The 20,676-nt window shown below is 70.8% G+C and carries 17 protein-coding genes; 5 read left to right on the top strand and 12 right to left on the bottom strand.

Annotated features, from left to right (window positions below):
• Positions 1 to 3: 3 nt before the first annotated feature.
• Entirely contained in the window at positions 4 to 1,014 is a 1,011-nt protein-coding gene (locus tag EJ357_RS32185) for a zinc-dependent alcohol dehydrogenase family protein (protein WP_126395196.1), read from the bottom strand.
• Between the two features lie 101 nt (positions 1,015 to 1,115).
• Between EJ357_RS32185 and EJ357_RS32180 the strand changes: the two genes are divergently transcribed.
• The gene (locus tag EJ357_RS32180; protein WP_126400336.1) at positions 1,116 to 2,051 is read left to right on the top strand and encodes an AraC family transcriptional regulator; all 936 of its coding nucleotides are present in this window, start codon (positions 1,116 to 1,118) and stop codon (positions 2,049 to 2,051) included.
• A gap of 54 nt (positions 2,052 to 2,105) precedes the next feature.
• Here EJ357_RS32180 and EJ357_RS32175 read toward each other — a convergent pair whose 3' ends face one another.
• The 7 genes from EJ357_RS32175 to EJ357_RS32140 all read right to left on the bottom strand — a co-directional run bounded on the left by EJ357_RS32175 (position 2,106) and on the right by EJ357_RS32140 (position 9,193).
• Positions 2,106 to 2,324: an EF-hand domain-containing protein gene (locus EJ357_RS32175; RefSeq protein ID WP_126395194.1), complete on the bottom strand. Its 219-nt coding sequence runs from the start codon at positions 2,322 to 2,324 to the stop codon at positions 2,106 to 2,108.
• A gap of 156 nt (positions 2,325 to 2,480) precedes the next feature.
• Entirely contained in the window at positions 2,481 to 3,152 is a 672-nt protein-coding gene (locus EJ357_RS32170; protein WP_126395192.1) for an ADP-ribosyltransferase, read from the bottom strand.
• Between the two features lie 90 nt (positions 3,153 to 3,242).
• Positions 3,243 to 4,427, bottom strand: a complete 1,185-nt coding sequence (locus EJ357_RS32165; protein ID WP_126395190.1) for a YncE family protein — start codon at positions 4,425 to 4,427, stop codon at positions 3,243 to 3,245.
• A gap of 371 nt (positions 4,428 to 4,798) precedes the next feature.
• On the bottom strand, positions 4,799 to 5,302 hold the full coding sequence (locus tag EJ357_RS32155) for an ATP-binding protein (protein ID WP_093911899.1): 504 nt from the start codon (positions 5,300 to 5,302) through the stop codon (positions 4,799 to 4,801).
• A 297-nt stretch (positions 5,303 to 5,599) separates the two neighbouring features.
• Positions 5,600 to 6,367 carry an enoyl-CoA hydratase/isomerase family protein gene (locus tag EJ357_RS32150; RefSeq protein WP_126395188.1) on the bottom strand — a complete coding sequence of 256 codons (768 nt, stop codon included), beginning with the start codon at positions 6,365 to 6,367 and terminating at the stop codon, positions 5,600 to 5,602.
• 158 nt (positions 6,368 to 6,525) lie between these two features.
• Entirely contained in the window at positions 6,526 to 7,767 is a 1,242-nt protein-coding gene (locus EJ357_RS32145; RefSeq protein WP_175647598.1) for a L,D-transpeptidase, read from the bottom strand.
• 184 nt (positions 7,768 to 7,951) lie between these two features.
• The gene (locus tag EJ357_RS32140; protein WP_126395184.1) at positions 7,952 to 9,193 is read right to left on the bottom strand and encodes a L,D-transpeptidase; all 1,242 of its coding nucleotides are present in this window, start codon (positions 9,191 to 9,193) and stop codon (positions 7,952 to 7,954) included.
• 158 nt (positions 9,194 to 9,351) lie between these two features.
• On the opposite strand from EJ357_RS32140, the gene glgX reads away from it, so the two are divergent.
• Positions 9,352 to 11,607, top strand: coding sequence for a glycogen debranching protein GlgX (glgX, locus tag EJ357_RS32135; protein ID WP_126395182.1), 2,256 nt, complete (start codon positions 9,352 to 9,354; stop codon positions 11,605 to 11,607).
• 75 nt (positions 11,608 to 11,682) lie between these two features.
• Positions 11,683 to 13,101, top strand: a complete 1,419-nt coding sequence (locus EJ357_RS32130; protein ID WP_126395180.1) for a sulfatase family protein — start codon at positions 11,683 to 11,685, stop codon at positions 13,099 to 13,101.
• Positions 13,102 to 13,121: 20 nt separating this feature from the next.
• On the opposite strand, the gene EJ357_RS32125 is transcribed toward EJ357_RS32130, so the two are convergent.
• From EJ357_RS32125 to EJ357_RS32110, 4 genes are read right to left on the bottom strand one after another with little or no spacing between them, the layout of a single operon-like run.
• Positions 13,122 to 13,802, bottom strand: coding sequence for a response regulator (locus EJ357_RS32125; protein ID WP_126395179.1), 681 nt, complete (start codon positions 13,800 to 13,802; stop codon positions 13,122 to 13,124).
• Entirely contained in the window at positions 13,795 to 15,084 is a 1,290-nt protein-coding gene (locus tag EJ357_RS32120; protein WP_126395178.1) for a sensor histidine kinase, read from the bottom strand. Before EJ357_RS32120 ends, EJ357_RS32125 begins: the two co-directional genes overlap by 8 nt.
• Positions 15,085 to 15,109: 25 nt before the next feature.
• Positions 15,110 to 15,844: an ABC transporter permease gene (locus EJ357_RS32115; RefSeq protein ID WP_126395177.1), complete on the bottom strand. Its 735-nt coding sequence runs from the start codon at positions 15,842 to 15,844 to the stop codon at positions 15,110 to 15,112.
• A complete protein-coding gene (locus tag EJ357_RS32110) occupies positions 15,841 to 16,746 on the bottom strand; it encodes an ABC transporter ATP-binding protein (protein WP_126395176.1) in 906 nt (301 codons plus the stop codon). The genes EJ357_RS32115 and EJ357_RS32110 overlap by 4 nt, the downstream gene beginning before the upstream one ends.
• Before the next feature lie 206 nt (positions 16,747 to 16,952).
• On the opposite strand from EJ357_RS32110, the gene EJ357_RS32105 reads away from it, so the two are divergent.
• Together EJ357_RS32105 and EJ357_RS32100 are read left to right on the top strand one after the other, a co-directional pair.
• Positions 16,953 to 18,806 carry an ABC transporter ATP-binding protein gene (locus tag EJ357_RS32105; RefSeq protein ID WP_126395175.1) on the top strand — a complete coding sequence of 618 codons (1,854 nt, stop codon included), beginning with the start codon at positions 16,953 to 16,955 and terminating at the stop codon, positions 18,804 to 18,806.
• Positions 18,803 to 20,659 carry an ABC transporter ATP-binding protein gene (locus EJ357_RS32100; protein WP_126395174.1) on the top strand — a complete coding sequence of 619 codons (1,857 nt, stop codon included), beginning with the start codon at positions 18,803 to 18,805 and terminating at the stop codon, positions 20,657 to 20,659. The genes EJ357_RS32105 and EJ357_RS32100 overlap by 4 nt, the downstream gene beginning before the upstream one ends.
• The last annotated feature ends 17 nt before the right edge of the window (positions 20,660 to 20,676 follow it).

Genomic DNA, 20,676 nt, shown 5'->3' with positions numbered 1-20,676 from the left:
GGCTCAGAGCCGTACGACGATCTTGCCCGTGTGGGTGTTGGACTCCATCAGGCGATGTGCGTCGCGGATCGCGTCCAGGCCCTCGAAGACCTCGGCGATCACCGGGCGGAAGCCGCCGTCGGTGAGGCCGGCGTCGAGGAAGGCCGTGGAGCGGCGACGTCCGCCGGGTGTGGTGGTGAGGCTGAAGTTGGCGTACGTGTGGATGGTGAAGGGCCAGGTCCGGGGGATCTCGGCGGGCCGCGGGTCCAGCCAGCCGTAGACGACGAGGGTCCCGCCCTGCGCGATCGCGTCGCCGAGATGCCGGAAGGCCGGGCCGCCGATCGCGTCGAAGACGACCTGGGCGCCACGGCCGTCGGTGAGGCGCCTGGTCTCCTTCGCCACCGTCAGCATGCCGTCGCTCGTCTCTCCCGACACGATGACCTCGGCCGCTCCCAGATCCAGCAGGGCCTGCCGTTTCGCCTCGGTGCGGGTCGTCGCGAGGGGGATCGCGCCGATGCGGCGGGCGACCTGGATGGCCGCGGTGCCGACCCCGCTGGACGCGCCGGTGATCAGGACGTGGTCACCGGGCTTGAGTCCGGCGGTTTCCAGCAGGGCGCCGTACGCAGTCGTGTACGTCAGCCAGGCCGCGGCCCCGGTCACCGCGTCCACCGAGGCGGGACGCCGCAGGACGGCGGTCTCGGGGAGCACCACCCGCTCGGCGTACACGCCCTGCGCGCTCATCTCGATGCCGGGCCCGGTCAGCACCGGGTCGCCGACGGCGAGTTCGGTGACGCCCTCACCGATCGCCTCGACGACGCCCGAGGCCTCGTATCCGAGGCGGGAGGCGGGGAGGGCGGGCTGGTAGTAGTAGGTTCCGGCGCGGAAGAGCGCTTCGGCTCGGTTGAGGCCCAACGCCTCGACGCGGACGGCGACTTGGCCGGGGCCGGGGTCGGGGAGGGGCACGTCCTCGATCGTCAGGACCTCGGGTCCGCCGATGTCGTGGAAGAGCACGGTGCGTGCGGTGGTGGCTGGCATGGGAACGACGCTATGAGCGCCGTACGAGACGATCCATGTCTGCGGCTCTCGGTTTCCTGTCCGTACGTCTCACCCGCCGGCCCACCGGCTATCGTGCGGACATGGACGTGCTCAGCGACGCCGTCGCCGCCATGCGCACCGGCCGCCCGCACTCCAGGCGCCAGGACTTGTACGCGCCCTGGGGCTGGCGCTTCCCGGCCTCGGACGGGACGGGGTTCCATGTCGTGCTGCAGGGGTCGGCATGGCTGATCCCTGCCGCGGGCGAGCCGGTGGCCATGGGGCCCGGCGACGTGGTGTTCCTGGCGCAGGGCCGGGAGTACGGGCTGGCCGGCGGTCTCGACGTACCGCTGGAGGACGTGCGGCCGCTGCCCGACGGCACATGGCCCGAAGCGACGCCCACCGCGCCGCCCGCGCCCTCGGGCCCGCCGGCGGTGCTGCTGTGCGGCGCGTACATGCTGGACCGCTCCCGCGCGCACCCTCTCCTCGCCGAGCTCCCGGACGTCGTCCATCTCCCGGCCCGCGTCGGCGCCCACCGCTCCCTGCGGACGGCGGTGGAGCTGCTGGGCGCGGAGCTGGAAGAGCCGCAGCCGGGCTCGGACACGGTCGTCGCCTCGCTCCTCGACACCCTGCTGCTGTACATCCTGCGCGCCTGGTGGCTGAGCGAGCGGCACCGCTCCGGGCGTCCCACGGGCTGGGCGGCCGCCCTGGCCGACCCGGGCGTCGCGGCGGCGCTGCGCTGCATCCACGGCGACCCTGGCCACCCCTGGACGGTCGAGGATCTCGGCGCCCGCGCCGGCCTCTCCCGCGCGGCCTTCGCCCGCCGGTTCGCGGCGCTGGTGGGCGAGCCTCCGCTGGCGTATCTGACCTGGTGGCGCATGACGACGGCGGCCCGGCTGCTGCGCGCGGACGACACCCCCTTGCGCACGATCGCCCAGCTCACCGGCTACACGTCGGAGTTCGCGTTCGCCAAGGCCTTCAAGCGGGCGTACGGGGTGGCGCCGGGGCAGTACCGCAGGCAGGCCGCCCGGACGGCATGACAAAGGGGCGCCCGGCGGCCGAGCAGGCCGGCCGGGCGCCCCTTTCGCCATGGATCACTTGCTCAGGAAGGCCCAGAACTCGTCGAACGACAGGAGCTTGTCGCCGTTCAGGTCGCGGCTCTTGATGATCGCTTCGGCCACCGCCTCGGTCACGTTCCAGTCGCCGCCCTGGGCCAGGGCGCTCTTGAACTCGGCGGCGGTGATGGTGCCGTCACCGTCCGCATCGATGCGCTCGAACTGCTTGCGTGCTTCCTCGATGTCGATGTGCGCCACCGCTCCGCCCCTTTACTCGCGTTTGCTCGCGTCTGTCGTTTTGTGCTGGCTGACTGCCGCAGGTCTGATCAGATTAACTGCCCGCGCGCGCTTCCAGCGCGGCGACCACCCGGGCGAGCGTTCGAGCAGAGCGGCCAGGTCTTCCGGTGCCGGGGATCAGTGCCAGGCCTCGAAGTGCGGATTGCTCTGGCAGCCGCTCATGATCTCGACCTTGGTCGTCTTGTTCACCGGGCAGACGCCGATGACGTACTTCCGGTCGATGCCGCCGGGGAAGGCCACCTCGACCTGGTCGGCCCATTTGTGGGTGTCGCCGATGGTCCTGTTGACGTCGATGCCGCCGGGGGCGTCGATGTAGTAGTTCCAGCCCGACTTCCACCACTTCTTGTACAGGTCGTGGTCGTACGTCGTGGACACGTACGGGGAGGGCTGGTTGACCAGGACGTACTGCTCGAGGTCGTACTGGCCGGCCACCACGTCCTTGGGCCTGAAGCCCTCCTGGAAGACGATCTCCGGGCCGCGGCCGTCGGCCCGGTAGAGCGTGCCGCAGGTGGTGCGCCACGCCGGGTCGGGGGTGATGCGGTCGACGTCGACGCGGCGGTCGGCGGCGGCCTTGACCTTGTCCTCGTACTGGACGGGACAGGCGGCCGGGACGGGGGCGGCGGCCGGGAGGGGGACGGCGGCCTTCGCCACGGTCGCGGCGACCGAGGCGGGGAGATCGGCGACCGAGGTGCGGGGGGCCTCGGGAGCCGTGGCGGCCGTCGTCGCGAGGACCGCCGAGAGGGACAGGACGGCGGCAGCGGCCCGCCGCCGCAGGCGAGTTGTGATCATGGGAGTACCATCCCGGGCCTACGGCGGTGGGGCGTGGAGCGTCACCCGTACGACGGCGTGTCCGCTGACTGCCGGTCAACTGCCGTTTTGTTAACGGAAGATGCCGGTGTGGCCCAGGGAGTAGCGGCCGGGCTGCGGGTAGACGGCGAGGCCGTGCGGGCCGCTGCCGACCGGGACGCGGGCTAGCTGTTTCCCGGTGCGGGTGTCGATGGCGTACACCTCGGAGTCGTAGCGGCCCGACAGCCACAGCACCTTGCCGTCGGCGGAGACGCCGCCCATGTCGGGGCTGCCGCCGTCCGGAAGACGCCACTTCTTGGTGAGCTTGTTCTTCGTGAAGTCGAAGACGGAGACGCTGCCTTCGCCGCGGTTGGAGACGTACATCTCGCGTGAGTCGCGGCTGACGTAGAGGCCGTGGCAGCCCTTGCCGGTGCGCAGGAGGGTGGGCTCGGTGAACTTGTCACCGTCCAGGACCCACATACCGTCGGCCATCATGTCGGCGATGTAGAACCTCTTGCCGTCCGGGGAGATCTTCACGTCCTGGGGCATCGCGCCGTCGAAGGGGAGCTTCTGCTGACCGACGACCTTCATCCTCTGGGTGTCGACCTTGAGCAGTTCGCCGCTGAACTCGCAGGAGACGATGAAGTACCGGCCGTCGAGGGAGAAGTCGGCGTGGTTGACGCCGTAGCAGGTGACCGGCTCGGTCTTGATCCGCTTCATGGTGTGGGGGTCGCGGAAGACCAGTTCGCGGTCGAGGGAGGCCATCACGATGGCGTACTTGCCGTTGGGGGTGAAGTAGAGGTTGTACGGGTCGTGGACCTCCACCTCCTTGCCCGCCTTGCCGGTCTTCGGGTCGATGGGGGTGAGGGTGTGGCCGCGGTTGTTGTTGACCCAGAGGGTCTTCATGTCCCAGGACGGGACGACGTGCTGGGGCTGGCGGCCGACGCGGATCGTCTCGATGATCTCGTACGTCTTCGGGTCGATGACGGAGACGGTGTCCGACTCGCTGTTGGGGACGTACACGCGGGACGGGAAGTCCTTGACGACGGGGGAGAGTTTGCCCGGGCGGTCGGCGGCGTAGACGTCCTTCGGGTCGAGGACGGGGGGCATGCCGGGGAGGCCGTCGAAGGGTTTCTTCTTCGGTGGGGCGGGGATGGCGGCCTGGGTGCCGTGGGGGTCGGTGGCGGGGTGGGTCTTGTCCTTGGGGGATTCGGTGCCGCAGGCGGCGAGGGCGAGGAGGCCGAGGCCGGCTAGGAGGGTGCGGTGGATGAGGTTCATCGGCGGGTCTTCCGTGCGGCGGGGTTGGGCGGGGCGTTGGCGGGGCCGCGACTGGGTGTCCGGCGGGGAGTCGGTCTAGGTCACCGGACTATTTAATGAGGATTGCGTCGAAAAACTCATGATTCACCCGATAGGCGGCCGGTCCCGGGTCGCTGCCCAACAGCCTTTTCTCGCCCCCGCCGCCCTTACCCGTCCCGCCCCTGGGGGCTGCCGCCCCCAGACCCCCGCTGCGGCCCCGAAAGGGCCTCGTCCTCAAACGCCGGACAGGCTGAAATGACGGGACCGGCGCCCAGAAGTGCGACGGCCCGCTGAGGGTGGGCGGGGGTTCGGGACGGAGTCCCCCACGGGGGCATGGGCGATGCCACCGGACGCTAGCGGTCGGCCACCCGCATTTCGAACCACGTCGTCTTGCCTCGCGGCAGCAGGTCCACGCCCCAGCGGTCGGAGAGTTTGTCCACCAGGAACAGGCCCCGGCCGCTGACGTCCATCTCCTGAACCGGCATCAGGCAGGGCAGGCCGCGCGACGGGTCGCGGACCTCGATGCGGATCCAGCCGCGGCGGCGGCGCATGCGGAGGCCGAAGACGCGGGCGCCGGTGTGACGGACGGCGTTGCCGACCAGTTCCGAGACGAGCAGGACCGCGTCCTCCGTCATCTTCGGGGTCAGGCCCCACTGGCGAAGGACCACCACCTGGGCGAGCCGCCGCGCCGTGGCCGCGGACTCGGGACGGGAGGGGAGCGGAACCTCCGCCTCCGTAGGATTGCCGAACAGTTCGAGCGCCTTCGAGGCAGCTTCGTCCTCGACCCCCGGCGACCAGCGTGCCGCAGTCGCACGGCCGTGTCCCCGCGGCTGTTCGATACCCTCCAGCCCCGCCATGCCCCCATCATGGCCGCCGACAGCCCCCTCCGGGGCCGTTACCGCGGAATACACCCCCCGGAATTCCCTATTCCGCACGGCTCCACCGGCATATGACAGGGGCAGTTCGGGGTCATGCACAGCCCGTCCGACCTGCGACGACGGCTCGGCTGGAGGCAATCGACAGGCTCCCTCGACAAGACAGGCTTAAGGTTGCCTTAAGGCTGCCATAAACCGCCCCATCGAGGGACCCCGGATCAGACATCCCGTCAATTGCAAGTGATTCGGGAGAGTTTCAGACCGAGGTTTCCTCGGCCCTCAGAGGAACTTCGCCTTGCCGGGGCCCTCCTCCACGAAACTCCGCATCCCCCGCTCCCGGTCCTCCGTCGCGAACAGGCCCGCGAACCAGTTCCGTTCGACGGCCAGGCCCGTCTCGATGTCCGTCTCCAGGCCCGTGTCGATCGATTCCTTCGCCGCCCGCAGCGCGATCGCCGGCCCCTGCGCCAGCTTCGCCGCCCAGGCGTGCGCCTCGGCGTAGACCTGGTCCGCCGCCACGACGCGGTCCACGAGGCCCAACTCCCGCGCCTCGTCCGCCTTCACCATCCGGCCGGTGAAGATCAGGTCCTTCGCCTTCGACGGCCCGATCAGGCGGGACAGGCGCTGCGTGCCGCCCGCGCCCGGGATCAGGCCGAGCAGGATCTCCGGCTGGCCCAGCTTGGCGTTGTCCGCGGCGATCCGGTAGTCCGCGCACAGCGCCAACTCGCAGCCGCCGCCGAGCGCGTAGCCCGTCACCGCCGCCACCACGGGCTTCGGGATCCGGGCCACCGCCGTGAACGACTCCTGCAGGGCCCGGGCGCGCAGGACCATCGCCGTGTGGTCCATGGCCTGCATCTCCTTGATGTCCGCGCCCGCCGCGAACACCTTCTCCCCGCCGTAGATCACCACGGCCCGTACGTCGTCACGCCGGCCCGCCTCCTCGGCGAGCTCCTTGAGCCTGTCCTGAGTGGCGACGTCCAGCGCGTTCATCGGCGGGCGGTCGAGGCGGAGGGTACCGACACCTTCGGCGACTTCGAGATTCACGGTCATGCGAGCAGGTTAACGGGGACTAACGGGAACCGGGTCGGTGCGGTCGCTCACACTCGGCCGGGGGGCACGGGGACTGACGGGAACCGGTCCAACGGCAGTGGCCCCGGTGCCCTACCTCACAGAGAGGACGGACGCCGGGGCCACCGATCGGACGCGCTTTACGCCTTCCACTTCTCCCAGGACATGTTCCAGCCGTTCAGGCCGTTGTCCGGAGCCACCGTGCCGTCGGCGGAGTTCTTCACGACCACCACGTCACCGATCATCGAGTGGTTGTAGAACCACGCCGCCGGGGTGCCCTTGTCCCACGCGCCCTTGACGTCGCGCAGGCCGATGCAGCCGTGGCTGGCGTTGGTGTTGCCGAAGGCGCCGCCGGCCCAGTAGTTGCCGTGGATGAAGGTGCCGGAGTCGGTCAGGCGGGTGGCGTGCGGGACGTCCTTGATGTCGTACTCGCCCTCGTAGCCGACCGTGTCGCCGTTCATACGGGTCTGGACGAACTTCTCGGTCATGACCATCTGACCGTTCCAGGTCTCGTACCCGGGCGCGCCGGTGGTGACGGGGATGGTCTTGACGACCTTGCCGTCCTGCGTGACCTTCATCTTCTTGGCCTTCGCGTCGACGACCGAGACCTGGTTGCGACCGATGGTGAAGGTGACCTTCTTGTCCTGCTCGCCGTAGACGCCGTCGCGGCCCTCGACGCCGTCGAGGTTGAGGTCGACGGTGACCTTGGTGCCTTCCTTCCAGTACTTCTCGGGACGGAAGTCGAGGCGGTCGTTGCCGAACCAGTGGCCCGCGACCTCGACGGCCGGCTCGGTCCTGATGGTGATCGCCTTCTCGACGTCCTCGGGGTGGGTGATGCCCCGGGTGAAGCGGACGGAGAAGGGCATTCCGACGCCGACCTCGGAACCGTCCTCGGGGGTGAAGTGGCCGAGGAAGGTGTTCGTCGGGGTCAGGGTGGTGAAGTCGGCCTCCTTGGACGCCTCCAGGCCCGCGGAGTCCTTGGCGACCGCGTGCACCGTGTACTTCGTGGCGGCCGCGAGATGCGTGGACGGCGTCCAGGTGCCGCCGTCGCCGGATATCTCCCCGGCTATCGCCTTGCCCTTGGCGTCCTTGACCTCGACGTCCGTCAACTTGCCCTTGGCCGCGGTGACCTTCAGCGCGCCGCTGGTCTCGACGGACTTGGCGCCGTCGCCCGGAGCTATGGTCACCACGGCCTGGGACTTCTTGGTCTGGGCCGTGCCGGCGTCCTTGCCCTTGCCGTCACCGGCTCCCGAGTCCGATCCGCCGCCTCCGCCGCACGCGGTGACGGCGAGCAGCAGCGCACCGGCGAGTGCCGCCAGTCCCTTGTGCCCACGCCTGCCGCGCGCGTCAACCGACGCCCCCGATATCGGCCGCACGTTCAAGTCCTTCTCCCCTCCCCGGCCACCAGGCCCTCGGGCCTGGTCCGCCCGTTCCCCCGCGCGCCCGCCGCGCGCATCGGCGCATATTAACCACAAGGTCATGGGCGTCGGCGCCGCGCGATTGTCACTGTTCAGTTCCAACATCAGCAGATAGCCGGTTGGTCGAGCAACTCACACCCCTGTCCTGTTACTTCACCGCACTCCCCGCCTTCCACTCCTTCCAGCCCATATTCCATCCTCCGAGGCCATTGTCGGGAGCGACCTTTTTGTCGTTGCTGTGGACGACCTCGACGACGTCGCCGACCAGGCTGCGGTCGAAGAACCAGCCCGCGGGCGTCTCCGAGCTGCCGCCCTTCACGTCCCTGAGTCCCACGCAGCCGTGGCTGACATTGGTCCGTCCGAAGGTGGTGGCGTCCGCCCAGTAGTTGCCGTGCAGGAAGGTGCCGGAGTCGGTGAGGCGCATGGCGTGCGGGACGTCCGGGATGTCGTACTCGCCCTTGCCGTTCTTCTTCTTGAAGCCGACCGTGGCGCCGTTCATCCGGGTGAGTTCCAGCATCTCGGTGACGACCATCTTGCCGTTGTAGGTGGTCATCTTCGGGGCGCCCGCCGTGATCGGCACGGTCGCGAGGAGCTCGCCGTCGCGCCGTACCTCCATGGTGTGCCGGGTCGCGTCGACGACGGAGACCTGGTGGCGGCCGACGGTGAACGAGAACGTCTTGTGCTGGAGGCCGTACACCCCCGGCGCGCCCTCGACGTCGCGCAGGCGCAGCGCCACGGTGACCTGGGTGCCCGGTTTCCAGTGGTGCTGGGGGCGGAAGTCGAGGCGGGACTTGCCGAACCAGTGCGGGCTGATCTCCACGGCCGGTTCGGCGGTGACCTGGACGGCGCGTTCGACGGCGGCGCGGTGCTCGATCTCCCGGTTGAACTCCAGGGAGACGATCATTCCGGTGCCGACGGTGGAGCGGTTCTCCGGGGTGACGTATCCGATGAACCGCTCGTCGGGGACGTACGTGGTGAAGGTCGTGTGCCGTGCGCTGCGGCGCCCGTGGCCGTCGACGGCCACCGCGTCGACCGTGTACCGGGCGGCCAGCGCGAGTCCGGGGTCGTCGGGCTCCCAGCGCCGGCCGTCCTCGGAGATGCGTCCGGGCACCGGTGTCTCCTGGGCGTCCTGGGACTTGACGACCTTCACCGACTCCAGGCGCCCGCTGAGCACCCGGACGAGCAGCCTGTCGTCGGGGCGTGCGCCCTTGGAACCGTCGTCGGGCAGGACCCGGATGACCTCCTCGGGCGCCGGCGGTTTGCCCAGCATCTGGTCGATGCCGCCCCCGTCCGACGTGCAGCCGGTCGCCCCGGCCAGCAGGCCGGCCCATGTCAGTACGGCGGCCAACACGGCCCCCGCGCGCCGCGCGCGCCCTTGTACGTGCCTCACGAAGACCCCAACGACCGGGGTGGTCCTGGGGAAACGTGAGTGCGAGCCAAGCGGTGGGCAGAACAGTGGGGAGGACGACGCGATGGGCAGCCGCGGACCGGGACTCCGGGGCTCTCCTTCCCCATTCGTGTGGTCCCTGAGCCGTGGGAGGCCGTCAGGTGTCGAGCGCAGCCGAGCAGGAGGCGGTGGCCGCCGCGGTCGCCGCTGAGGAGGGGCGCCCGGCCGCCGTCGTGAACGGCGCGCGGCGCAAGGCCCCCGCGGTGCCCGTGTGGCCGGGCACGCCCGTGCCGCTCGGCGCCCGGTTCCGGGTCGGCCCGGACGGGGTGGCGGGCACCAACTTCGCGCTGTGGGCGGGGGGCGCGGAAGCCGTCGAGCTGTGTCTCTTCGATGAGCAGGGGAAGGAGACGCGGGCCAGGCTCACCGAACTGACGCACGAGATCTGGCACGGGTTCGTGCCGGGTGTCATGCCGGGGCAGCGCTACGGCTACCGGGTGCACGGCCGCTGGGACCCGTGGACCGGCGGCCGCTGGAACCCGGCGAAGCTCCTCCTCGACCCGTACGCGCGCGCGGTGGACGGCGACTTCAGCCTGCCGCCGGAGGTGTACGGCCATGTGCGTGACTGGCCCCAGCAGCATGTCGCGGACACCGTGCGCGACGACCGGGACTCGGCGCCGTACGTCCCGAAGGGTGTCGTCGTCCACGACGACGCGCCGGACGACGAGTGGATGGACGACCGGCGGCCCAAGACGCCTTGGGCCGACTCGGTGATCTACGAGGTGCACGTACGGGGCTTCACGAAGCTGCACCCGGGGATCCCGGAGGAGCTGCGCGGGACGTACGCCGGCCTCGCGCACCCGGCGGCGATCGAGCACCTGGTGAAGCTGGGTGTGACGGCCGTCGAGCTCCTCCCGGTTCATCAGTTCGCGCACGAGGACCATCTGCTGCGCAAGGGCCTGCGCAACTACTGGGGCTACAACTCCATCGGCTACTTCGCCCCGCACGCCGCCTACGCCGCCTCCGGTACGACCGGTCAGCAGGTCGGCGAGTTCAAGCGGATGGTGCACGCGCTGCACGCGGCCGGGATCGAGGTCATCCTCGACGTGGTCTACAACCACACGGCGGAGGCGGGCGAGCTGGGCCCGACGCTGTCGCTGAAGGGCATCGACAACCGGGGGTACTACCGGTTGCAGTCGGACGCGCGCAGGTATGCCGACTACACGGGCTGCGGGAACACCCTGCACGTCGTCCAGCCGCACGTCCTGCGGCTCATCACCGACTCCCTGCGGTACTGGGTGACGGAGATGGGAGTGGACGGCTTCCGGTTCGACCTGGCGGCGGCGCTGGCCCGCTCCATGCACGACGTCGACATGCTCTCGCCGTTCCTCGCCGTCATCGCGCAGGATCCGGTGCTGCGGCGGGTGAAGCTGATCGCCGAGCCCTGGGACGTGGGGTCGGGCGGGTACCAGGTGGGTGCCTTTCCACCGCTGTGGACGGAGTGGAACGACCGCTACCGCAATGCCGTACGGGACTTCTGGCGGGGCGCGCTGCCGGACGTGCGGGATCTGGGGTACCGGCTGTCGGGGTCGAGCGATCTGTACGCGTGGGGCGGGCGGCGGCCGTACGCGTCGGTGAACTTCGTGACCGCGCACGACGGTTTCACGCTGCGGGACATGGTGTCCTACGAGCGCAAGCACAACGAGGCGAACGGCGAGGGCAACCGGGACGGCTCCGACGACAACCGGGCCTGGAACTGCGGCGCCGAGGGCGAGACGGACGACGAGCGCGTACGGGCGCTGCGGCGACGGCAGTTGCGGAACCTGCTGACGACGCTGCTGCTGTCGACGGGTGTGCCGATGCTGGTCGCGGGCGACGAGCTGGGGCGGACGCAGCGCGGCAACAACAACGCGTACTGCCAGGACAACGAGATCAGCTGGCTGGACTGGGGGCTGCTTCAGGAGCCGGGCTGGAAGGCGCTGTTCGATCTGACGTCCCGGCTGATCGAGCTGCGGCACCGGCATCCCGTGCTGCGGCGGCGTGCGTTCTTCTCCGGGCGGGCCCACTCGGCGGACGGGCTGCGGGACCTGGCCTGGTTCACCGCGCGGGGCACCGAGATGACGGAACGGGACTGGTACGCGCCCGCCGCCACGCTCGGCATGTATCTGTCCGGGCGGGACATCCCGGGCCGGGACGAGCGCGGGGCGCCGATAGTGGACGACAGCTTCCTGGCCGTGCTGCACGCCGGTGACCGGCCGGTGAGCTTCGTGCTGCCGGGGCGGCCGTGGGCGGAGCGGTACGAGGTGGTCGTCGACACCTCGCGGGAGGAACAGGAGGAGGCGCCCGGGACGGAGCACCGGGCGGGGGCGGCGATCACGGTGCCGGCGCGGGCGGTGCTGTTGCTGAAGGTGGTCGGCTGAGGCGACGTTTCAACCTCATGAACTCCCCGCCGGACCACTGGTCACAGAGCGGGGTCCGTTGATCGACTGAGGCACATGCCCGAGATATCCCGCCGTGCCTTCGGTGGTCTCGTCGGCGGGGGCGCCGTGACCGCCGTCGCCGGAGCGACGACCACCGCGGAGGCCGCCGAAGCCGCCCCTGCCGAACGCCCCTTCGAGGCCCGCCGCGCCGCCTCCTCCGGCAAGCGGCCCAACATCCTGGTCATCCTCGGCGACGACCTCGGCTGGGCCGACCTGTCCTCGTACGGCGCCCCGCACATCAGGACGCCGCACCTGGACCGGCTGGCACGGCAGGGCGTGCGGTTCACCGACGCGTACTCGGGGTCCGCCACCTGCTCGCCGACCCGGTTCAGCCTCTACACCGGGCGGTATCCGGGGCGTACGCAGGGCGGCCTCGCCGAGCCGCTCGGGAACAAGACACAGGGGCTCGACCCGAACCACCCCACCCTCGCCTCCCTGCTGAAGAAGGCCGGCTACGCCACCGCGCTGATCGGCAAGTGGCACTGCGGCTGGCTGCCCGACTACAGCCCCACCAAGTCCGGCTGGGACGAGTTCTTCGGCAACCACGGCGGCGTACTGGAGTACTTCTCCAAGCTCGGCCAGCTCGGCGACTACGACCTCTACGAGGGCGACGCCACCTACAAGGACCTGCGTTACTACACGAACGTCCTGACCGAGCGGGCCGTCGAGTACGTCGGCCGGGACCACGCCAAGCCGTGGCTGCTGAACCTCAACTTCACCACCCCGCACTGGCCGTGGCTCGCGGAGGGCGACGAGGAGACCGGCGCCGAGATCGAGGCGAGGATCCGCGCCGCCAAGAGCCGGGCCGAGGTCATCACGGCGCTCAATCACTACGACGGCGGCTCGGTCGAGAAGTACAAGGAGATGGTCGAGAGCCTGGACGCCGCCGTCGGCGAGGTGCTCGCCGCGCTGCGCCGCTCCGGGCAGGAGGAGAACACCCTGGTGCTCTTCGCCAGCGACAACGGCGGTGAGCGCTATTCCTACAACTGGCCGCTGAGCGGCGAGAAGTTCGTGCTGCTTGAAGGCGGCATCCGGGTGCCGACGATCGTGCGCTGGCCGGCCCGTATCGACGGCCACCAGGTCAGCCATGAGCCGAACTTCTCCCCCGACTGGACGGCGACCCTGCTGGAGATCGGCGGTGCCCGGCCCGACCCCGCGTACCCGCTGGACGGCACGAGCCTCGCGGGCTACCTGTTGCGCGGCGCGGAGCTGCCGGAGCGGGACCTGTTCTGGCGGGTGCGGGCCAACCGGGCGCTGCGGCGCGGGAACTGGAAGTACTACCGGGACGAGAAGGGCACCGACCACCTCTACGACCTCGGCGCCGACCAGCGCGAGCAGGCCGATCTGGCGCCCGACAGGCCGGAGTTGCTCGCGGAGCTCAAGGCGTCCTGGGAGCGGATCGCCGCCGGTCTCCTGCCCTACCCGACCAGCTAGCCAGCTAGCCAGCTAGCCAGCTAGCCGAGGATTCCCCGCTCGTACGCCGTCGCGACCGCCGCCGCGCGGTCGTTGACGCCCAGCTTGGCGTACAGGTGGGTGAGGTGGGTCTTCACGGTCGCCTCGCTGATGAACAGTTCGCGGGCGATCTCGCGGTTGGACGTGCCCTTGGCGACCAGGGCCAGGACCTCGCGTTCACGGGCGGAGAGGGGCTCGATGCCGGGGGCCTTCGGGGCACGGACGGCGGAGACGAGACGGGAGGCGACCGCCGGGGAGAGGACCGTACGGCCCTCGGCGGCGGCCCGCACCGCGGTGAACAACTCGCCGCGCGGGGCGTCCTTGAGGAGGTAGCCCGTCGCTCCCGCCTCGATGGCCGGGAGGGTGTCGGAGTCGGTGTCGTACGTGGTCAGTACGAGGACCTTGGCGCGGGCGCCGGTGCGGGTGAGGTGGGCGATCGCCGCGACCCCGCCGCCGCCCGGCATGCGCAGGTCCATCAGGATCACGTCGGGGTCGAGGGCGGCGGCCAGCTCCAGGGCCTCCTCGCCGCCGGCCGCCTCGCCGAGCACGACGAAGCCGGGGGCGGACTCGAACATGCCGCGCAGGCCGTCGCGTACGACGGGATGGTCGTCGACGATCAGCAAGGAGACGGACGCCTCGTCATGCGCCCCGTCACTCGCCTCGTCGATCATCTCGTCACTCATGGCGGACCAACGGTACGCGAGCCGACAGGGCCGTGCCGCGTCCCGGTTCGGACTCGACGGTGAGGCAGCCGGCGATGCGCTCGGCGCGGGCCCGCATGCCGGCCAGGCCGAAGCCGCCGATGGGGGTCCCCCCGCTCGAGCGAATTCGAGAGTGGGGGAGGGTGCGCTCGGGGAGGGTGAGCGGGTCGAAGCCTTGGCCGTCGTCGCGGATGTCGAGGATCACCTCGTCGCCGAGGAACGTGAGAGTGACGCCCACACGAGTCGCGCGGGCGTGGCGGGAGGCGTTGGAGAGGGCTTCCTGGGCGATTCTCAGCAGCGTCGCCGAGACCTCGTCGTGGAGTTGCTCCGCGGTGCCGGTGACCGTGAACTCGGCGCGTACGCCGGTCCGTTCGCCCCATTCGGCGACCGTGCTCTTCAGCGCCTCGGGCAGTCCGTCGTTCTCCAGGGCCACGGGGGCGAGGTTGTGCACCGAGCGGCGGGCCTCGCCGAGGCTGTGCCGGGCCAGGGTCGCGGCGCGGTCGAGGTGGGTGCGGGCGGTGGGCAGGTCGGGGGCGTTCGCGACGACCTGGAGCTGGGCGATGATGCCGGTAAGGCCCTGGGCGATGGTGTCGTGGATCTCGGCGGCGAGACGGCGCCGCTCGTCGGCGACGCCCGCTTCCCGGGCCTGGACGAGGAGTTGGGCGTGGAGGGCGGCGTTCTCGTCGAGCGCCTGCTGCAACGCGGTGTTGGTGCGTTCGAGTTCGGCGATGGTCTCGGCGCGGGCGCGGGAGCGTTCCTCCTGCTGCGAGGTGAGGTGGCCGACGACCGTCAGCATGACGCTGTTGACCACCACGAGCCCGGCGAACACCGCCCACTGCACGGGCGCGTGGAACGGCAGTCCCCCGGCCTGCGCACCCGAGACGGCGATCGCGCAGGCGAAGGGACCGACCCACCGAAGACTCCGGCGGGGCATCAGCTCCTCGGCGTCGAAGTACCCGGCGGCCACGTAGAACGCGAAGAACGGGTTCAACCAGGTGAGCGCGAAGCCGAGCGCCCAGCGCACGCCGTAGTACACCGTGCCCGCGGTGGACGGGCCCGGGCGGGTGCGGCTCGTGCGGCCCCACCACAGCTGGAGTACGAACCCCGCGGCGACCAGCACCGCGACCGCGCCGCGTTCCGCCGTACCCGGCGTCAGTTCGGCGGTGGCGACCGCCAGCAGCGTGGCGACGGCGAGCAGTCCGTACGGCCCCTTGCTGCGGATGAGCTCCCAGCGCCGCTCGATGTCGGTGTCCACCGCCGTCATGCCCCCAGTCTGCACGGCCGGCCTCCTACTCCCAGCGGAACCAGCGCGCGGCGCCGGCCGTCAGCAGCACGATCCAGGCGGCGACGACGCCCAGGTGGGCCCAGCCCGGCCAGTCGCCGGCGGCAGCCTGGTTCAGGGCTTGGGAGGCCGCCCCGAAGGGCGTGTAGCCGACGGCCTCGGCCAGCACGTCCGGCATGGCCTGCACCGGCATCCACACGCCCGCGCAGAACATCGCCGGGAAGAACACCGCGGACCCGATGGCACCGGCGATCTTCGTGGTGCGGGACAGGGCGGAGACCAGCGCGCCGAGCGAGAGCGCGGCCAGGACGGTCAGGAGGAGGGCGAGAAGGTATCCGAAGGGCTGCTCGGGCAGCCGTACGTCGAAGGCGAGCCGGCCCACCACGAGGGCGAGCAGCGCGGACGCCAGGGCGGCGGCACCGTAGACCGTCATCTGGGCGGTCAGCAGGGCGGACGGGCGGACCGGAGTGGTGGACATCCGGCGCAGGATGCCGCGTTCGCGGTAGCCGGTGAGGGTCTGCGGCATCGCCTGCAGGCCGCTGACGATCAGACCGAGCAGCACCGACACCGGGACGTACACGTCGATCGTCCGCAGCCCGCCGAGGTCGCGCTCGTGCTCGTGGAAGGCCGGGATCGAGCCGAGGATCACCAGCAGCAGGGTCGGGAACAGCAGGATCCAGAAGAGACTGCCGGGTTCGCGGCCGAACAGGCGGGTCTCGGTCCTCAATACGGCGATGTTCATGCCGCCTCCTCCCTGGTCAGGTCGAGGAACGCGTCGTCGAGGGTGGCGTCGCTGACGCGCAGCTGGTGGGCGGTGACGTGGCTGCGGGCGAGGAGGGTGATGACGGCGTTGACCGTCTCGTCGGTGCCGGACAGGGTGATACGGCCGTCCTTGTGCGCCACGGAGGCGAGCGCGGGCAGCGCGTTCAGGTCACGGTCGTCCAGCGGTGCGGACGGGGTGAAGCTGATGACGGTGCCGCCCGCCGAGCGGCGGATCAGCCCGGCCGGGGTGTCCAGGGCGGCCACCCGCCCCTTGTCGATCACCGCGATCCGGTCGCACAGGCGCTGGGCCTCCTCCATGAAGTGCGTGACGAGCAGGACGGTGACACCGTTCGCCCGGACGTCCTCGACGAGCTCCCAGGTGTCGCGGCGGGCGCGCGGGTCGAGGCCGGTGGTCAGCTCGTCCAGGACCACGATCCTGGGGTTGCCGATCAGGGCGAGCGCGATGAACAGGCGCTGTTTCTGGCCGCCGGACAGCTTGCCGAACCGGGTGGTCAGCCTGGCGGTCAGGCCGAGGCGCTCGGCGAGGGGCCGCCAGTCGGCGGGCTTGTCGTAGAGGGCGGCGTACAGCTCCAGGGCCTCGCGGACGGTGAGTTTGTCCTGGAGTTCGCTCTCCTGGAGCTGGGCGCCGAGGACACGGGCCACGCGCGCGTGGTCGGCGACGGGGTCGAGGCCGGTGACACGGACCCGGCCCGCGTCGGGTACGCGCAGGCCCTCGACGCACTCGACGGTGGTGGTCTTGCCGGCGCCGTTCGGGCCGAGGATGCCGAAGATCTCGCCCTCGTCGACGGTGAAGGAGACGTCGTCCACGACGGTCCGGCCGCCGTAGGACTTGCGCAGGTCGGTGACTTCTATGACGGACATGGCATCAGGGTCGCGGCGGGGCCGGGGCCGGCACATCGGCCGTCGCGCTCGAAGACGCATCGACCGATCGGTTGATGGGGCCCTACGACCCTGCCCTTCGCAGATGTACGACCCCTCGAACAGCCAGGTCGTAGGACCAGCGGCCGATCGCGGACCGGCCAAAACTCGGTGGGCAGTGTCAGTGGCGATCCGTAGGCTCGCTGCTGATGGTGACGACACGTGCAACCGACGAGGACAGGACCGACCGTTCCGCCGTACGTACGCTGCTGCGGCTGTGGCCCTATGTGCGGCCCGTGCGTTTGCGGTTGTTCACCGCCGCGTTCGTGGCGATCCTGGCCTCCTGTCTGGCGCTGGTCATCCCGCTCGTCCTGAAGTGGATGGTGGACGGACCCGTCGCCGACCGGGACCCGGCCGGGGTGTGGCTCGGGGCGCTGTGTCTGCTGCTGCTCGGGTTCGCGGAGGCGTTGCTGTTCGGGCTGCGGCGATGGCTGGTGGCCCGGCCGCTGGCGGGCGTCGAAGCGGCGATGCGGGCGGATCTGTACCGGCACCTGCAGCGGCTGCCGGTGGCGTTCCACGATCGGTGGGCGTCCGGGCAGTTGCTGTCGCGGGGCACGACCGACCTGATGCTGCTGCGCATGTTCCTCGCCTTTCCGCTGACGTTTCTGCTGGTCAACGGCGTGACGATCCTCGTCGGCGTGATCATCATGCTGCTCCAGGACTGGACGCTGGGGCTGGTGATCCTGATCCCGGCCGTGCCCGTGATGGTCACCTGCGTGATCTTCGAGCGACGGTACGCCGCGGTGGCGCGCCGCGCGCAGGACCAGGTCGGCGACCTGACGACGGTCGTCGAGGAGAGCGTGCTCGGGATCCGGATCATCAAGGGGTTCGGGCGGCACCGCAGTCAGGCGCGGGCGTTCAAGGAGCTGTCCCGGACACTGCGCGGCACGGAACTGCGCAAGGCCCGGCTGCTGGCCACGATCTGGGGCGTCATCGTGACACTGCCGGAACTGGCCATCGGGGCGGCGCTGGTGCTGGGCACCGTGCAGGTGGCGGACGGCGAGTTGTCGGCGGGGACGCTGGTGGCGTTCCTGTCGACGGCCCTGGCGCTCAGGTGGCCGGTGGACTCGATCGGATTCCTGCTGGCGATGAGCCAGGAGGCGGCGACGGCGACGGAGCGGTACTTCGAGGTCATGGATGAAACGCCGGAGACGGAGGCGTCCCAAAGGGGCGCGGGACTGGATCGTTGTGCGGCTCCGCCGCGGGGCGTGACCAGCCCCCACAAACCCGCAGCCGAGAACGATGGCATCCGCTTCAACGACGGCATCCGCTTCCACGAAGTCTCGTTCCGCTACCCCGATGCCCCCGCCGACTCTCCGTCTGCCCTCGTCCGCATAGACCTCCACGTACGCCCCGGCGAATCCATGGCCCTGGTCGGCGCGACGGGCAGCGGCAAGACAACCCTCACCGCCCTCGTCCCCCGCCTCCACGAGGTGACGTCCGGCCGGATAACGCTGGACGGCGCCGACATCACCGCCATGTCCCGAGAACAGCTGCGCTCCCTCGTCGCGGTCGCCTTCGAGGAACCCACCCTCTTCTCGGCCAGCGTCGCGGACAACGTGCTCATGGGAGCCTCGGACGGCGCCGGAGAGCCCGAGCTGGAGCGGGCGCTCGGCGTCGCGCAGGCGGACTTCGCGCACGCCCTGCCCCACGGCACCGGAACCCAGGTCGGCGAGCAGGGACTCAGCCTCTCCGGCGGCCAGCGGCAACGGCTGGCGCTGGCCCGGGCCGTCGTCGGCCGGCCCCGGTTCCTCGTGCTCGACGACCCCCTGTCCGCCCTCGACGTGCACACCGAGGCCGCGGTCGAGGCCGCCCTGCGGGAGGTACTGGCGGACACCACCGCCCTCATCGTCGCCCACCGCCCGTCCACCGTGCTGCTCGCGGACCGCGTCGCCCTGCTCTCCGGCGGCCGTATCGCCGCGGTCGGCACGCATCACGAACTGCTGCGCACGAACGCCGAGTACGCCCACCTGATGGCCGGGACCGAGGAGGCCGACCGATGACGGCGACCACCACCGCACCGGGCAAGGAACAACCGGCCGAGGAACCCGAATCACGCAGGCCGGACGACCCCTTCGACCAGGACGTCCTGCCCACTCCCCCGGGCGCCACCGCAGCCCTCCTGCGCTCCCTGCTCGCCCCGATGAAGGCCCGCGTCGCCGTCACGACGCTCCTGCTGCTGCTCCAGCAGGCGGCCGTGCAGGCGGGCCCGCTGCTGGTGGCGTACGCCATCGACTCGGCCGTACCGGCGTTCCGGCGCGACGACCTCGGGCCGCTGATCGCGGTCGCCGTCGGCTATCTGCTGTGCGCACTCGCCTCCGGGATACTCCAGTACGCGTTCATCCTGCTCTCCGCCCGCGTCAACCAGGACGTGCTGCTCGACCTGCGCGGCCGGATCTTCCGCCATGCCCAGGCCCTGAGCGTCGACTTCCACGAGCGCTACACCTCGGGACGGCTCATCTCGCGTTCCACCACGGACGTGGAGTCCCTGCGAGAGCTGCTCGACGAGGGCCTGCAGGAACTCGTCACCGTCATCCTGTCGTTCGTCTACATCTCGGCGATGCTGCTCTGGCTCGACCTCGGGCTCGGCGCGGTCGCCATGGCGTCGTTCGTGCCGCTGTATCTCCTCGTACGGCTCTACCGGCGGCGCGCGGCCCGCGTGTACACCCTGCGGTCCACCGCGATCGCCGCCGTGATCGTCAAGTTCGTCGAGACGATGAACGGCATCCGCCCGGTGCGCGCCTTCCGCCGCGAGGCCGCCAACGACGCCGACTTCCGGGTCCTCAACACCCGGCACGAGCGGACGAACGGCGACGCGCTGCTGGAGATGGCCCGCTACGTCGTCGGTTCGCGGCTCGTCGCCAACACGGCCGTCGCCGGGATCGTGCTGTGGGGCGCCTACCGGGTCGCGGGCGGCACGCTGGCCCTCGGTGTGCTGGCGGCTGCCGTGCTGTACCTGCGCCGCCTGTACGACCCGATCGACCGGCTCGGCATGTTCCTCAACTCCTACCAGTCGGCGGCCGCCTCCCTGGAGAAGATCGCCGGGCTGCTGGCCCAGACGCCGTCCGTCCCCGAGCCGAAGTCGCCCCGGCGGCTTCCGGCACTCGCCTCGGAGCACCCCGGCCGCGAGGTCGTCTTCGACGGCGTCCGGTTCGGCTACCGCACCGGCGGCGAGGTGCTGCCCCGTTTCGACCTGACGATCCCGGCCGGCCAGACCGTCGCGGTGGTCGGCTCGACCGGCGCGGGCAAGTCGACGCTGGCCAAGCTGCTCGCCCGGTTCTACGACGCCTCCGACGGCCGGGTCCTGCTGGACGGCGTCGACCTGCGCGAGCTGGCCGTGCCCGAACTGCGGCGCGGGGTGGTGATGGTCACGCAGGAGGCGTTCCTGTTCTCCGGCACGGTCGCCGAGAACATCGCCATCGGCAGGCCGGACGCCACCCGCGAGGAGATCGAGCAGGCGGCGAAGGCCATCGGCGCCCACGACTTCATCAGCTCCCTGCCCGACGGCTACGACACCGACGTACGCAAGCGGGGCGGCCGTATCTCCGCAGGTCAGCGTCAACTCGTCGCCTTCGCCCGGGCGTTGCTCGCCGACCCGGCCGTGCTCATCCTCGACGAGGCGACCAGCTCCCTCGACATCCCCGGCGAACGGGCCGTGCAGCGCGCGATGTCGACGGTCCTCAACGGACGTACGGCCGTCGTGATCGCCCATCGCCTCTCCACGGTCGAGATAGCGGACCGGGTCCTGGTCATGGAGCACGGCCGGATCGTCGAGGACGGCACACCGGCCGAACTCGTCGCCGGGACGGGCAGGTTCGCGGATCTGCACCGGGCGTGGCGGGACAGTCTGGCGTAGTCGAACGGCACGAGGGA

This window comes from Streptomyces cyaneochromogenes (genome assembly GCF_003963535.1).
GTDB classification, from domain to species: domain Bacteria; phylum Actinomycetota; class Actinomycetes; order Streptomycetales; family Streptomycetaceae; genus Streptomyces; species Streptomyces shaanxiensis.
Note: the sequence above shows the minus strand (reverse complement) of the source record. Positions and strands in the feature narration are given on the sequence as shown.